The sequence below is a fragment of the Kitasatospora sp. NPDC059722 genome, from assembly GCF_042733235.1.
Classification (GTDB): domain Bacteria; phylum Actinomycetota; class Actinomycetes; order Streptomycetales; family Streptomycetaceae; genus Kitasatospora.
Window position 1 is genome coordinate 71,006 of the sequence record NZ_JBHWGD010000021.1, and the last position, 13,259, is coordinate 84,264.

A 13,259-nucleotide genomic window follows, 5' to 3' on the forward strand; every position below is an offset into this window, starting at 1 on the left:
ATCACGGGGGAGTCCGGCCGGTGTGTGGCACCGGCCGCAGCGATCGATCATTCGATCAAATGAGATCAGATGACCGGTGGGCGGCCCAGCCTGGTCAATCGCCAAACGGTACGCCATCGCATCGGGCGACGCGGACCGCAAGGTTCGCGCCAGCCCGCCCGGAACCCGCCCCACCAGGCCTTCAGCGCCTCCGGGGAGGGGCGGCGGGCCAGGGTCAGCAGGAACCAGGTTCCCAGATAGAGAGGCACGAACAGGGCCGGAAGGTTCCGTCGCGCGAGCCAAACCCTGTTCCGCGCCACGTTGTGGAAATACGTGGCGTGCCGGGCCGGCGAGGTCGTCGGGTGGTGCAGGACCACGTCCGCCCGGTAGTCGATGGCCCAGCCGGCGTCCAGCGCGCGCCACGCGAGGTCGGTCTCCTCGTGCGCGTAGAAGAACTCGGCGGGTAGCTGCCCGGCCTGCTCGAACACCGTGCAGCGCACGGCGCTCGCGCCGCCCAGGAAGGTCGTCACCCGGGAGGAGCGCAGCGGGTCGCTCGCGCGCAGCCGGGGCACGTGCCGGCGCGCGGTGACACCGGTGTCGGGGTCGGCGATCCGGAACGAGACGATGCCCAGCTCCGGGTCGGCGGTGAAGGCCTCGCGCAGGAGGCGGGCGGAGTCGGTGCGCGGCAGGTGGCCGTCGTCGTCCAGGAACAGGATGGCGTCGACGTCCCGCCCGTCCCGGCCGAACAGCTCGATGCCGACGTTGCGCCCGCCGGGGATGCCGAGGTTCTCCGGCAGCTCGACGCTGCGCACGCCCTCCGGCAGCGGGGGCAGCGGCGCGCCGTTGGCCACCACGGCCAGCTCGACCGCCGGGCCCTCCTGGGCGCGGACGGACTCGATCAGGGCGTTCAGCTCGGCTGGGCGGTTGCCCATCGTGATGATCACGGCGCCGAGGCGGAAGCCGTCGGCGCCTGGACCGGCGGCGGCGTTCGCGGAGGTGTTCATAGAGGTGTTCGTGGAGGTGTTCGTGGAGGTGTTCGCGGAAGTGTTCATCGGAGCCTGCTCGAAAGGACGATGCTCAGCAGGTGCAGGACGGTCTGCAGCATGGCGATCGCGGCCAGCACGACCACGGCGAGCCGGGTGAAGAACAGACCGCCGTGGACGGCGTCGGCGACGCCGGCGGCCAGGATGAACAGCGAGGCCTCGACCGCGCCCACCAGGCGGTGGAACTTCAGGAGCGAGGCCGCGCGGCGGGCCTTGGCCACGGCCGCGGAGCGCGGCACCGAGGCGCTGTCCTCGACCGCCGTCAGGCCGCTGCGGGCGCGGGCCACGTCCACCAGGTCCGTCTCGGACTTGATCAGGATCGCGCCGAGCGCGGCCAGCGTGCCGAGGAAGGCCCACTCCCAGTGCGCCGCCGGGCCCTGCCGGTGGAAGAGGTCGCAGCCGCGCAGGCCGAGGCCGGTCAGCAGCGCGGCCTCGGACATGTAGTGGCCGACCCGGTCCAGGTAGACGCCGGTGAGCGAGGTCTGCCGGCGCCAGCGCGCCACCTCGCCGTCCACGCAGTCCAGCAGCAGGTACAGCTGGATCAGCAGGGCGCCCAGGACGGCGCCGGTCAGACCCGGCACCACCAGCGCGGCACCGGCCAGGACGCCGGTGACCATCATCAGGTAGGTGAGGCCGTTGGGGGTGATCGCCGTGACGGTCGAGAGCACCCGCGTGACCCGCAGCGAGATGCTCCGCATGTACAGGCGCCCGGCCCAGTGCTCGGCGCTGCGGCGCTGGAGCATGCCCTCCGGGTGGATCACCGCGCGCAGCTCCTCGATCGAGGGCCGGCGGGTCAGGTCCACCGGGGGCCGCTCGGCGCCCGCGGTGGAGGGGTCAGCTGTTGACGGCTTGGACATAGTCGGCGTACGCGTCCCTGATTGCTGAGGGGGAGAGGTCGAGGTGCTCAAGGATGGTGAAGCGGCCCGGCCGGGTGTTCGGAGCGTAGTGCACCGCCTCGGTGAACTCCGCCTCGGTGAAGCCGATCTGAGCGGCGGTCACCGGCAGGCCGTGGCGCGCCAGGCGCTCCACGATCAGACCGGTCAGCTCGCGCTCGCCCCGCAGGAAGCTGGCGAACGCCGCGCCGAGGCCGACCTGTTCGCCGTGCTGGGCGGACCGCTTGGGATACAGCACGTCCAGGGCATGCGAGATCTCGTGGCAGGCGCCCGACGAGGGCCGGGTGCTGCCCGCGATGTTCATCGCGATGCCGGACAGTACCAGGGCTTCCGCGAGCGCCGTCAGGAGGTCCTGGTCCGCCAGGTTCCCGGGGTGGCGCAGCAGGTTCTCGCCCGCCGAACGGGCCATCGCCACGGCCAGCCCGTCCACCGGCTCGCCGGTGACCGCGTGCGACAGCTCCCAGTCCGCGCAGGCGGAGATGTTGGAGACGACGTCGCCGATGCCGGCCGCCACGAAGCGCGGCGGGGCCTGGCGGATCACGTCCAGGTCGACGACGATGCCGATCGGGCTGGGCACCCCGTAGGAGCCCCGGCCGGCGTCGTTGTCGAGCGTGGAGACCGGCGAGCAGATGCCGTCGTGCGCGAGGTTGGTGGCCACCGCGACCAGCGGCAGGCCGACCCGGGCCGCGGCGTACTTGGCGGCGTCGATGATCTTGCCGCCGCCCAGGCCCACGACCGCGTCGTAGTGGCCGCCGCGCATCGCCTCGGCGAAGCGCACCGCGCTGTCCAGGCTGCCGTCGTCCACGCTGAACCAGTCGGCACCGGGCAGGGCCGGCTCCAGCCGCTCGCGCATCGCGGCACCCGAGCCGTTGCTGATCGCCACCGCGATCCGGCCCGAGGCCGACAGCCGCTGGTCCGCGAGGATCCCGCCGAGCGCGTCCAGCGCGCCCGGGCGGACCTCGACGAACAGCGGCGAGGGGACCAGTCGGGTCAGTACCGGCACGCGATCTCCCGCGCCTTCGCCAGGTCGTCGTGGTTGTCGACCTCGACCCAGGAGACCTCGCCGATCGGCTGCACGTCGATCCGCAGGCCGCGGTCGACCATCTCCTGGTAGCCGTCCTCGTAGTACAGCTGCGGGTCGCGCTCGTAGGTGGCGCGCAGCGCGTCGGTGAGGTCCGCGGCGGCCGAGGGGTTGATCACGGTCACGCCGATGTACTCGCCGCTCGCCTCGACCGGGTCCATCAGCTTGGTGATGCGGCGCATTCCGGCGGCCGGGTCGACGACGACCTTCATCTCCTCGTCGGCGAGCTTCTTCACCGTGTCGAGGGCCAGCAGGATGCCGGGGGCCTCGCCGGCCTCGGTCAGGCGGCGGTTGCCCTCCAGCATGGTGCGCTGGACGGAGGCCGGGTGGACGGTGTCGCCGTTGGCGAGCAGCAGGCCCTCGGCGAAGAGGTCGCGGGCGCACCACAGGGAGTAGGCGTTGTTCCACTCCTCGGCCTTGTCGTTCTCGACCAGGTGGAGCTTGACGCCGTACTTGCTCTCCAGGGCGTCCTTGCGGTCGTACACCGCCTCCTTGCGGTAGCCGACGACGATCGCGGCCTCGCGCAGCCCGACCTCCGCGAAGTTGCCGAGGGTGAGATCCAGGACGGTCCGCTCCCCGTCGACCGGCACCAGCGCCTTGGGCAGGGTGTCGGTGTACGGGCGCAACCGGCGGCCGGCGCCGGCTGCCAGAACGAGGCCGATCATGCGGGGGTCTCCTGATCCGTCGTGCTGTGCGCGGGTGCGCCGGGGCACCGGAACGAGTCGCCCGGGCCGCGCAATCGGCGCGCCGGTGCCGGCGCAGATGCGGGCACCTTGTCCTTAGTGATGGTAGGCGACCGGGGCGACCGGCCCGAACGCGGCCGGGGACCTGGGAGGTGCCTGAACGGTGGCTGGGAACGACGGCCGGAGCGGCGCACCGGAGCGGGCGCGAACGGGGCCGGCGCGCCTCCTGGCGCGCCCGAACGTGCCTCGAACGACTCCGAACCCTTTTGCTAACTCCATGACCCTTCCGGGGCCCTCTGACGTCCTTCTCCGTCCGGAAAAGTCCCCCTGAGGGTCATGATCCGCCAGGTTGTGCGTGGGACCCGTGCCGACCGCCACCCATACGGCAGACTGGAGCCCGACGCCGGCGCCGGTGCCCCCGCTGCGTCCGATGCACCCGCTGCACCGGACGCAACCCGATGCTTCCGTTGCTCCCGCTCCCCGAAAGAGGCCACCCCATGCCCCAGAGTCCGCCGACCAGCCCGACGCACTTCACCTCCGAGATCGACACCGGTCTCGACGTGGAGACCGACGTGACGGCCGACCCCGGGGGCACCGCCGGGAGCACCGGCCCGGAGATCCTGCTGGAACTCGTCGACGACGAGGGCACCACCATCGGCACGGCCGAGAAGCACTGGGCCCACCAGCAGCCGGGGCGCCTGCACCGGGCCTTCTCGGTGTTCCTCTTCGACCGCCAGGGCCGGCTGCTGCTCCAGCGCCGCGCGCTCGGCAAGTACCACTCCCCCGGCGTCTGGTCGAACACCTGCTGCGGCCACCCCTACCCGGACGAGCCGCCGTTCGTCGCCGCCGCCCGCCGCACCTCGGAGGAGCTGGGCGTCGCGCCGGCACTGCTGTGCGAGGCCGGGACGGTGCGCTACGACCTGCCGGACGAGGCCTCCGGGCTGATCGAGCGCGAGTGGAACCACCTGTTCGTGGGCCTGGTCACGGCGCCGGTCGTCCCCGATCCGGACGAGGTGGACGACTACGCCTTCGTCACCGCGCAGGAGCTGCGCGAGCTGCGGACCGAGCGGCCGTTCTCGGTGTGGTTCGAGACCGTCTTCGAGGCGGCGCTGCCGGGGATCCGGGAGATCGCCGGACGGGACTGGTAGTCCGATGGTCCGGTAGTCCGGCTAGTCCGCGCGGGACTGGTGGCGGGGGCAGGACTGATGGCGAGGACGGGACTGGTGGCGGGGGCGGTGACCGCCGGGATGGTCCGGATCGTCCGGATGGTCACGGACAGTCGTCGTGCCGCGGAGGGAGCGGAGGGATGGGCAGCGAGGCCCAGATGACCTTGCCGCCCTCCCCCGTCCGCTCCACGTCGCACACGCCCCCGGCCTGCAGGGTCACGCTCTTGACCAGCAGCAGGCCGCGCCCCCCGGTGCGGCCGGTGTCGCTCTCCAGGGCCTTCGGACGGTACGGGTCGCCGTCCTCGACCGAGACCCGCACCCAGCCGTCGCGCACCGCCAGCTCGGTGGTCACCTCGGGCGAGAGCTCGGCGGCGTGCGTCACGGCGTTGCTGACCAGCTCGGAGACGATCAGCAGCACGTCGTCCACCAGCTCCTGGTGGCGCACCCCGGTCATGCCCTGGGCCAGCAGGCGGTCGCGCACCGCGTGCCGGGTACGCGGCACCGAGGACTCCGTGGCGGGCACCGGGAAGCGCCAGACGCCCTCGGCCGGCTCCGGCGCCGGGCGGGCGGGCCCCCGCAGGGCCCGGTCGCGTCTCGGCTCGGCCTTCGCCGCCCCGCTGATCTGCTCCACGTCCAGCCGCCCTTCGTCCGCGACCCGGGAATCAGGCGTTCCGCTGGCGCCCTCGGTCCACAGAGGCTAGGAGAGCCGCCACGGGGACCGCGGCACCGTCGAGAAGTTGCCCGTGTCGGATCGGTGTCGACTGGTCCCGATCGGCGGGACGGCGCAATCGGACCGTTTCCTTCGCCCTCGCCACCGCTTCGGCCGGCGATCGGGTGGCCCTGCGAGGCTTCGCCGTCCGGCGGTGGTCGGGCCGTCGTCGGGGTGTCCCCCGTCGGTCGCCGTCGGACCGGGGCCCCCGCCGGGGAAACGCAGGTGAGAAGCACTCCAGAACCCTGGTAATGTTCTCTCTGTCGCCGAGGGGGCGAGAAAAACCCCGAAGCACACACCCCGTCCGGGTGGCGGAATGGCAGACGCGCTAGCTTGAGGTGCTAGTGCCCTTTATCGGGCGTGGGGGTTCAAGTCCCCCCTCGGACACCATCGAATTCCCCGTGGATCCACAAGGATTCCGCGGGGAATTTTTTGTTTTTCGTCCGCCGCTGTGGCCGGGCCCGGGCCCGGCAGGCCCGCTGGGACCGGCCACAGCGGCGTTCCGAGGGCGTCGGAGCCCCGGAGACCGGACACGAGATGGCAACGATCGGACGGTTTGAGCTTCCCCTGAGGTAAACGCCCTTTTTCGCCCCATAGGCTGCTGGGCGTTTGTGTCCGGAATACCGACTCATGACCGTAAAAACCACGACACCACCCGTCGACCCCGAGCGAGAGGACCGATACGTTGAGTGAGCCCGAGCCGTCAGCGGCATCGCACCAGAACCACTACCGACGCTCGCTCGGCACCATCAGCCTCACCGCCGTCGGGCTGGGCTCGATCATCGGGTCCGGGTGGCTGTTCGGCGCCGAGCGGGCCGCCAAGCTCGCCGGCCCCGCCTCGATCCTCGCCTGGGCGATCGGCGCCGCCGTGGCCCTGACCATCGCCCTCACCTACAGCGAGCTCGGGTCGATGTTCCCCAAGGCCGGCGGCATGGTCCGCTACGGCCAGTACTCGCACGGCTCGCTGGCCGGCTACCTCGCCGCCTGGGCCAACTGGATCGCCATCGTCTCCGTCATCCCCGGCGAGGCCACGGCGTCCGTCCAGTACATGAGCTCCTGGCACTTCGGCTGGGCCAAGGGGCTGTACAACGGGCAGGAACTGACCATCAGCGGCGTCGCCCTCGCGAGCGTGCTGCTGCTCGTCTACTTCGCCCTCAACTGGTTCGCGATCACGCTGTTCGCCAAGACCAACACCGCGATCACCGTCTTCAAGGTCATCGTCCCGACCCTGACCGCCGGCGCGCTGCTCCTCGCGCACTTCGACACCGCGCACTTCACCGACCACGGCGGCTTCGCGCCGAACGGCTGGAGCGCGGTGTTCACCGCCGTCGCCGTCTCCGGCATCGTCTGGGCCTTCAACGGCTTCCAGTCGCCGCTCAACCTGGCCGGCGAGGCCCGCGACCCCGGCAAGTCGCTGCCCAAGGCCGTCATCGGGTCCATCCTGATCGCCCTGGTGATCTACGTCGCGCTGCAGATCGCCTTCCTCGGCGCCATCCCGGCCGCCGACCTGTCGCAGGGCTGGAGCGGCCTCGGCTACACCTCGCCGCTCGCCGACCTCGCCATCGCCTGGGGCATCAACTGGCTCGCGATCCTGCTGTACGCGGACGCGTTCATCTCGCCCTCCGGCACCGGCATGATCTACGCCGCCACCACCTCGCGCATGATCCACGGCGTCCAGGAGAACGGCCACCTGCCGAAGCTCTTCGGCAAGGTCGACCCCAAGACCGGCATCCCGCGCCCCGCGCTGCTGCTCAACCTCGGCGTCGCGTTCCTGTTCCTGGCCGTCTTCCGCGGCTGGGGCTCGCTCGCCGAGATCGTCTCGGTCGCGACCGTCATCTCGTACATCACCGGCCCGGTCGCCGTCATGGCGCTGCGCCGCCTCGCCCCGGACCTGCCGCGCCCGGTGCGGCTGCGCGCGATGCCGGTCATCGCGCCGGTCGCGATGGTCTTCGGCTCGCTGGTCCTGTACTGGGCCCGCTGGCCGCTGACCGGCAAGGTCATCCTGCTGATGGCCGCCGGCCTGCCGATCTGGGCCTGGTACGAGCTGCGCAAGCCGTGGGCCGTGCTGCGTCCGCACCTGATCGCGGGCGCCTGGATGGTCGCGTACCTGTTCGTGATGGCCGGCGTCTCGTGGGCGGGCAGCTCCGACTTCGGCGGGCACGGCTACCTGCCCGAGGGCTGGGACCTGCTGATCGTCGCCGCGATCGGTCTCGCGTTCTACCGCTGGGGCGTCGCGAGCGCCTGGGCGAACCCGTCCCTGGCGGAGGTCCGCCGCGAGCTGAGCGAGGGCGAGGCCGAGGGCGAGGCCGGCGCGCAGGACGCCGCGTCGGGCCCGGGGCCGGAGTCGGCGTCGGAGTCGGCGTCGCCGGAGCCGTCGCGGGCGTGACGGCCTGAGGCTGGGAGCCGAACACGGGAGTGCCGGTCGAGCTTGGCTCGGCCGGCACTCGCGCGTTCCGGGGGCGGCGAGCGGCGGCGGCGGACGGATTTCAGCGAACAGATTTCAAAATCTGTTCGCTGAAATCTGTTATCTGTTATCTGTTACTTGTCAGCTGACAGCTGTCGGCCGCCGCCCGCCCTCAGCCCCGGCGGGCGCGGCGGATCGCCGAGGTGACCACCGGGGGGAGCAGGTCGCGGGCGGCGCGCTTGGCGACGTTGACCGGGCGGCGCTGCTCGGCGGCCCGGGCACGGCGGGCGGCGAGGTCGCGGGCGGCCTCCTCCTGCGACTCCAGGAGCGCCCGACGGGAGTCGTCGGCGGCCTGGTCGGCCTGGTGGCGGGCGTTCAGCGCGACGAGCCGCTTGTGGTGGCGGGACGGCCGGAACGGCTCGATGCCCTCCGAGGTACCGGTCATGCGCAGCATCTGCCGGCCGTTGAGGGTCTCGGCGCTCAGCTCACAGCCCTCGGCGAGGTCCACCCGGTCGAGCAGGTCCCGCTGGAAGGGCTCCGGGTCCCCCCAGGTGCCGTAGAACTTGCACTCGGTGAGCAGGACCGGCTTGAGCCCGTGGTTGAACACGGCCTCCCAGGTGGCGGCGGCGACACCCGGGGTGTGCTGGGAGCGGTAGTCGTCGAGCACCACGACGCCCTGGTCCTGCAGCGCGACGCGGGCCACCTGGAGGTCGCCGACCACGTGCTCGTACAGGTGCGAGGCGTCGATGTGGATGAACCGGAACGCGCCCGCCGCTATCCGTCCGCCCGCCAGCGTCGAGGTCGGCGCCTGGATGATCTCCGGCAGCTCGCCGTGGAACGACAGGTAGTTCGACTCGAAGGCCGTTCGGCTCAGCGTCTTGCGGTAGGACATGTCCATTTCAGCGGCATTCTCGTCGTCCGGCGCGTCCGAGTCGAAGAGGTCACAGACGGTGAATGACTCGCCGGGCTGGAGGTGCTCCCCGATGACGATGGCGCTGCGCCCCAGGTATGCGCCCATTTCCAGCAGGTCGCCCGTGACGCCGGCCTTCTCCTGGCGCCCCAGGAACCACTCGAAGGAATGCCGGTCGTGGTCCCAGAACCACCCCGGCACGTCGTCCAGCGAGGCCGGCTCGGCGGGCCGGGGCTGCTCGTCGGTGAACGCGGCGTCGGTCACGGGGAAGCTCCTTTTGCGGTACGGATGACCTGCGGATTCGAGCCAGACCTCAGAGCGGTGGCGCCCTCCCGCCCACCGCGGGGGCGCACGACGTGCCGACGGTGTGCACACGTCTTGCACCCGCCGCCAACCGTAGCCCCCCACCGCTGAGTTCGCTGCAATCTACAGCGCCGTCCGCGCGATTGAGGAGCCTTTCGGACGCAGAATTTGTGGACCGTCGCATCGGGCCGGGAGTGGGCACGGCCGCACCGATCACGTACATCCATTGTGCCCTCTCCGCTCCACAGAGTCACCATTCCTTGGAATGATCTTCGTTGCTTTTCGGCCGCCTACGGTGGGACACCGTCGGCCCCCACTGCGGTGGGCCGGGAATGGGGAACGGAGCGACATGACGAAGACCGAGCGAGATCTCACCGCGCTGGCCGGGGAATTGACGGCGATGATGACCGAGGACGCCGCCGCCGTGCGGCTCGCCAACAGCACCGACCTCGCCGAGCAGGCCGCCTGGCGGCGGCTCACCACCGGGCACGGGGACCGGCTGGCCGCGATCATGGCCGAGCACGGCTGGCCCACCGAGGCACTGGTCGGAGCCGACGCGGCGAAGGCCGCCTGGCTGGTCGCCCAGCACGCCGACCGCCAACTGGACGTCCAGCGCCGGGCCGTGGAGCTGATGGCCGTGGCCGTCGCGGACGGCGCCGCGAGCGCGCGCGACCTGGCGTTCCTTCAGGACCGGCTCGCCGTCAACGAGGGGCACGAGCAGCGGTACGGCACGCAGATCGGCGCGGTCACGGACGGCCGCCCGGTGCCGTGGCCCTGCGAGGACCCGGAGCGGCTGGACGAGCGGCGGGCCGACGTGGGGATCGAGCCGTTCGCCGAGTACACCTCGCGGTTCGCGCCGCGCTGACCGTCGGGTCCGCCGGAGCGGATTGGCTCTTGCGCACGGCCGCCCCGGCCGCCTTGACTGGGCCTTTGGACCAGCGCTGGGTTGAGCGCGGTCAAACGCGGTGGAGCGCGGTCGGAAGGCCAGGCGGACGAGAGGACCATCGGTGCAGCACGACGCGGAGCAGGACGCGCGGAACGACGGGTCGGGCGGGGACGAGCAGGGCGGCCGGTGGTTCGGGGACCACGCGGACCAGTACGTCGACGGCGCCTGGCGCCCCTCCGGGGACACCGGGTCGATCGAGGTGCTGAACCCCGCGACCGAACGGGTGATCGCCACCGTGCCGGCCGGCGGCGCGGCCGACGTGGACGCCGCGGTGGGCGCGGCCCGCCGGGCGGCGCGGGCCTGGGGCGCCACCACCCGTGAGGAGCGGCTCGCACTGCTCACCCGGCTCCGGGACGGCATCGCCGGGGCGCAGGACGAGATCACCGCGACGGTGGTCGCCGAACTGGGCGCCCCGGTGGGCTTCGCGGCCGCCGTCCACGCCGGACTGCCGCTGACCGTCGCGTCCTCCTACCTGGCGCTGCTCGCCGAGCACCCCTTCGAGGAGCGGATCGGCAACTCGCTGGTGCTGGCCGAGCCGGCCGGCGTGGTCGCGGCGATCACACCGTGGAACTACCCGCTGCACCAGATCGTGGCCAAGGTCGTCCCGGCGCTGGCGGCCGGCTGCCCGGTGGTCCTCAAGCCGGCCGAGGACACGCCGCTGGTGGCACGGCTGTTCGCCCGGCTGGTCCACGAAGCGGGCTTCCCCGCGGGCGTGTTCAACCTGGTGACCGGCACCGGTGCGGTGGCCGGTGCGGCGCTCGCCGCCCACCGGGACGTGGACGTCGTGTCGTTCACCGGGTCGACCGCCGTCGGCCGCGCGGTCGCCGAGACGGCCGGGCGCGGCCTGAAGCGGGTCGCCCTGGAACTGGGCGGCAAGTCCGCCAACGTGGTGCTGCCCGGCGCCGACCTGACCCGCGCGGTCAACGTCAACGTGGCCAATGTGTTCGCCAACTCGGGCCAGACGTGCAGCGCGTGGACGAGGCTGCTGGTGCACCGGGACCACTACGAGGAGGCCGTCTCCATAGCGGCGAAGGCCGCCGAGAAGTACGTCCCCGGCGATCCGGCCGATGCGCGGACCCGGATCGGTCCGGTGGTCAACGCCAAGCAGCAGGCGCGGGTGCGCAGTTACCTGGAGGGAGCGATCACCGAGGGCGCCCGGGTGGTCGCCGGGGGTCCCGAGCCGATCGCCGACCTTCCCGTCGGCTTCTACGTCCGCCCGACCGTACTCGCCGACGTCACACCGGACATGACGGTAGCTCAGGAGGAGGTCTTCGGCCCGGTGCTGGTGGTCCTCCCCTATCGCGACGAGGACCACGCCGCCGAGCTCGCCAACGGCACCGAGTACGGCCTGGCCGGCGGCGTCTGGGCGGCCGACACCGACACCGCCGCCGCCTTCGCCCGCCGCCTCGACACCGGCCAGGTCGACCTCAACGGCGGCCGCTTCAACCCCCTGGCCCCGTTCGGCGGTTACAAGAGCTCGGGCCTCGGCCGCGAGCTCGGCCGCCACGGCCTGGAGGAGTTCCTGCAGTACAAGTCGCTGCAGTACTGACCTCGGCGCGAGCCGTCGGACTTGGGGGTGGGACGCGTCAACGCGTCCCGCCCCCAGGGACTTCGGCGGTCAGACCAGGTCGACGCCCGGGTAGAGCGGGAAGGGCGCGAGCAGGTCGGCGGCGCGCTTGGCGATGCCGTCGCGGACGGCGGCGTCCAGGACGTACTGGGCCTTCGACGGGGCGCCGTTGGCGGTCGTGGTGGGGGTCGTGGCGCGCAGCACGGTGTCGATGAGGCCCGCGATCTCGTCCATCTCGGCGGCGCCGAGGCCGCGGGTGGTGAGCGCGGGGGTGCCGAGGCGGACGCCGGAGGTGTACCAGGCGCCGTTCGGGTCCTGCGGGACGGAGTTGCGGTTGGTGACGACGCCCGCGTCCAGGAGCGCCGCCTCGGCCTGGCGGCCGGTCAGGCCGTGGCCGGAGACGTCGGCGAGGACCAGGTGGTTGTCCGTGCCACCGGTGACGAGCGTGCCGCCGCGGCGCAGCAGGCCCTCGGCGAGCGCCTGCGCGTTGTCGACGACGGCCTGGGCGTAGGCCCGGAACTCGGGGCGGCGGGCCTCGGCGAACGCGACCGCCTTGGCGGCCATGACGTGCGAGAGCGGGCCGCCGAGGACCAGCGGGCAGCCGCGGTCGACGTGTTCGGCGAGCTCGGCGGTGGACAGCACCATGCCGCCGCGCGGGCCGCGCAGCGACTTGTGGGTGGTCGTGGTGACGATGTGGGCGTGCGGCACCGGGTCGAAGTCGCCGGTGAACACCTTGCCCGCGACGAGGCCCGCGAAGTGTGCCATGTCGACCATGAGCGTCGCGCCGACCTCGTCCGCGATCTCGCGCATCCGGCGGAAGTCCACGCGCCGCGGGTAGGCGGAGTACCCGGCCACCAGGATGAGCGGGCGGAACTCGCGGGCCGTCTCGCGCAGCGCGTCGTAGTCGATCAGGCCGGTCGCCGGGTCGGTGCCGTAGCTGCGCTGCTCGAACATCTTGCCCGAGATGTTGGGCCGGAAGCCGTGGGTGAGGTGGCCGCCGGTGTCCAGGGACATGCCGAGCATCCGCTGGTTGCCGAGCTCGTGGCGCAGCCGCGCCCAGTCCTGCTCGGTGAGGTCGTTGACGTTGCGCACCTCGGCGCGCTCCAGGGCCGGGCTCTCGACGCGCTGGGAGAGGACGGCCCAGAAGGCGGTCAGGTTGGCGTCGATGCCGGAGTGCGGCTGGACGTAGGCGTGGTCGGCGCCGAACAGGGCGCGGGCGTGCTCGGCGGCGACGGTCTCGACGGTGTCGACGTTGCGGCAGCCGGCGTAGAAGCGGCGCCCGGCGGTGCCCTCGGCGTACTTGTCGCTGAGCCAGTTGCCCATGGCGAGCAGGACGGCCGGGGAGGCGTAGTTCTCGCTGGCGATCAGCTTGAGGGAGGCGCGCTGGTCCTCGATCTCCCGGCCGATGGCGGCGGCGATGCGCGGTTCGACGCCCGCGACGACGTCGAGGGCGCTGCGGAAGGCGGTGTTCGCGGCGGCGTCGGCGGCGGTGTGGGGCTGCGGAAGGGGCTCGGGCTGGTGCCGGGACTCGGGCTGAAGCTCGGGCTGGGGCTGGGCGGCCATGGCGGTCTCCTG

The 13,259-nt window shown here is 72.3% G+C and carries 11 protein-coding genes and 1 tRNA gene; 5 read left to right on the top strand and 7 right to left on the bottom strand.

Translation table 11 applies throughout. The features are described from left to right. Nucleotides 1-65: 65 nt before the first annotated feature. From ACFV4F_RS16470 to ACFV4F_RS16485, 4 genes are all read right to left on the bottom strand, one after another. Nucleotides 66-983 (bottom strand): glycosyltransferase family 2 protein, encoded by a 918-nt coding sequence (locus ACFV4F_RS16470; protein ID WP_380503082.1) that lies wholly within the window; start codon nt 981-983, stop codon nt 66-68. Nucleotides 984-1,027: 44 nt separating this feature from the next. Then, on the bottom strand, nt 1,028-1,765 hold the full coding sequence (locus ACFV4F_RS16475) for a CDP-alcohol phosphatidyltransferase family protein (protein WP_359958111.1): 738 nt from the start codon (nt 1,763-1,765) through the stop codon (nt 1,028-1,030). A gap of 91 nt (nt 1,766-1,856) precedes the next feature. Continuing rightward, a complete protein-coding gene (locus tag ACFV4F_RS16480; protein ID WP_359958020.1) occupies nt 1,857-2,918 on the bottom strand; it encodes an iron-containing alcohol dehydrogenase family protein in 1,062 nt (353 codons plus the stop codon). Continuing rightward, a complete protein-coding gene (locus ACFV4F_RS16485; protein WP_380442225.1) occupies nt 2,906-3,661 on the bottom strand; it encodes a sugar phosphate nucleotidyltransferase in 756 nt (251 codons plus the stop codon). The genes ACFV4F_RS16480 and ACFV4F_RS16485 overlap by 13 nt, the downstream gene beginning before the upstream one ends. A 515-nt stretch (nt 3,662-4,176) precedes the next feature. On the opposite strand from ACFV4F_RS16485, the gene idi reads away from it, so the two are divergent. Beyond that, nucleotides 4,177-4,827, top strand: a complete 651-nt coding sequence (gene idi / locus ACFV4F_RS16490) for an isopentenyl-diphosphate Delta-isomerase (RefSeq protein WP_380442227.1) — start codon at nt 4,177-4,179, stop codon at nt 4,825-4,827. A 121-nt stretch (nt 4,828-4,948) separates the two neighbouring features. Here the strand turns inward: idi and ACFV4F_RS16495 are convergent, their stop codons facing one another. Next, nucleotides 4,949-5,467, bottom strand: coding sequence for an ATP-binding protein (locus ACFV4F_RS16495; protein WP_380442243.1), 519 nt, complete (start codon nt 5,465-5,467; stop codon nt 4,949-4,951). A gap of 389 nt (nt 5,468-5,856) precedes the next feature. Here ACFV4F_RS16495 and ACFV4F_RS16500 point away from each other — a divergent pair. Then, nucleotides 5,857-5,944 (top strand) — tRNA-Leu (locus ACFV4F_RS16500). A gap of 295 nt (nt 5,945-6,239) precedes the next feature. Then, nucleotides 6,240-7,940, top strand: a complete 1,701-nt coding sequence (locus ACFV4F_RS16505; RefSeq protein WP_380503043.1) for an APC family permease — start codon at nt 6,240-6,242, stop codon at nt 7,938-7,940. Nucleotides 7,941-8,130: 190 nt separating this feature from the next. Here the strand turns inward: ACFV4F_RS16505 and ACFV4F_RS16510 are convergent, their stop codons facing one another. After that, nucleotides 8,131-9,132 carry a class I SAM-dependent methyltransferase gene (locus ACFV4F_RS16510; RefSeq protein WP_380503045.1) on the bottom strand — a complete coding sequence of 334 codons (1,002 nt, stop codon included), beginning with the start codon at nt 9,130-9,132 and terminating at the stop codon, nt 8,131-8,133. Nucleotides 9,133-9,520: 388 nt separating this feature from the next. Between ACFV4F_RS16510 and ACFV4F_RS16515 the strand changes: the two genes are divergently transcribed. Next, nucleotides 9,521-10,036 carry a DUF6624 domain-containing protein gene (locus ACFV4F_RS16515; protein ID WP_380447651.1) on the top strand — a complete coding sequence of 172 codons (516 nt, stop codon included), beginning with the start codon at nt 9,521-9,523 and terminating at the stop codon, nt 10,034-10,036. 142 nt (nt 10,037-10,178) lie between these two features. Beyond that, the gene (locus ACFV4F_RS16520; protein WP_380503047.1) at nt 10,179-11,666 is read left to right on the top strand and encodes an aldehyde dehydrogenase family protein; all 1,488 of its coding nucleotides are present in this window, start codon (nt 10,179-10,181) and stop codon (nt 11,664-11,666) included. A gap of 69 nt (nt 11,667-11,735) precedes the next feature. Here ACFV4F_RS16520 and ACFV4F_RS16525 read toward each other — a convergent pair whose 3' ends face one another. Continuing rightward, a complete protein-coding gene (locus ACFV4F_RS16525) occupies nt 11,736-13,247 on the bottom strand; it encodes a glycine hydroxymethyltransferase (protein WP_380503050.1) in 1,512 nt (503 codons plus the stop codon). Between the last annotated feature and the right edge of the window lie 12 nt (nt 13,248-13,259).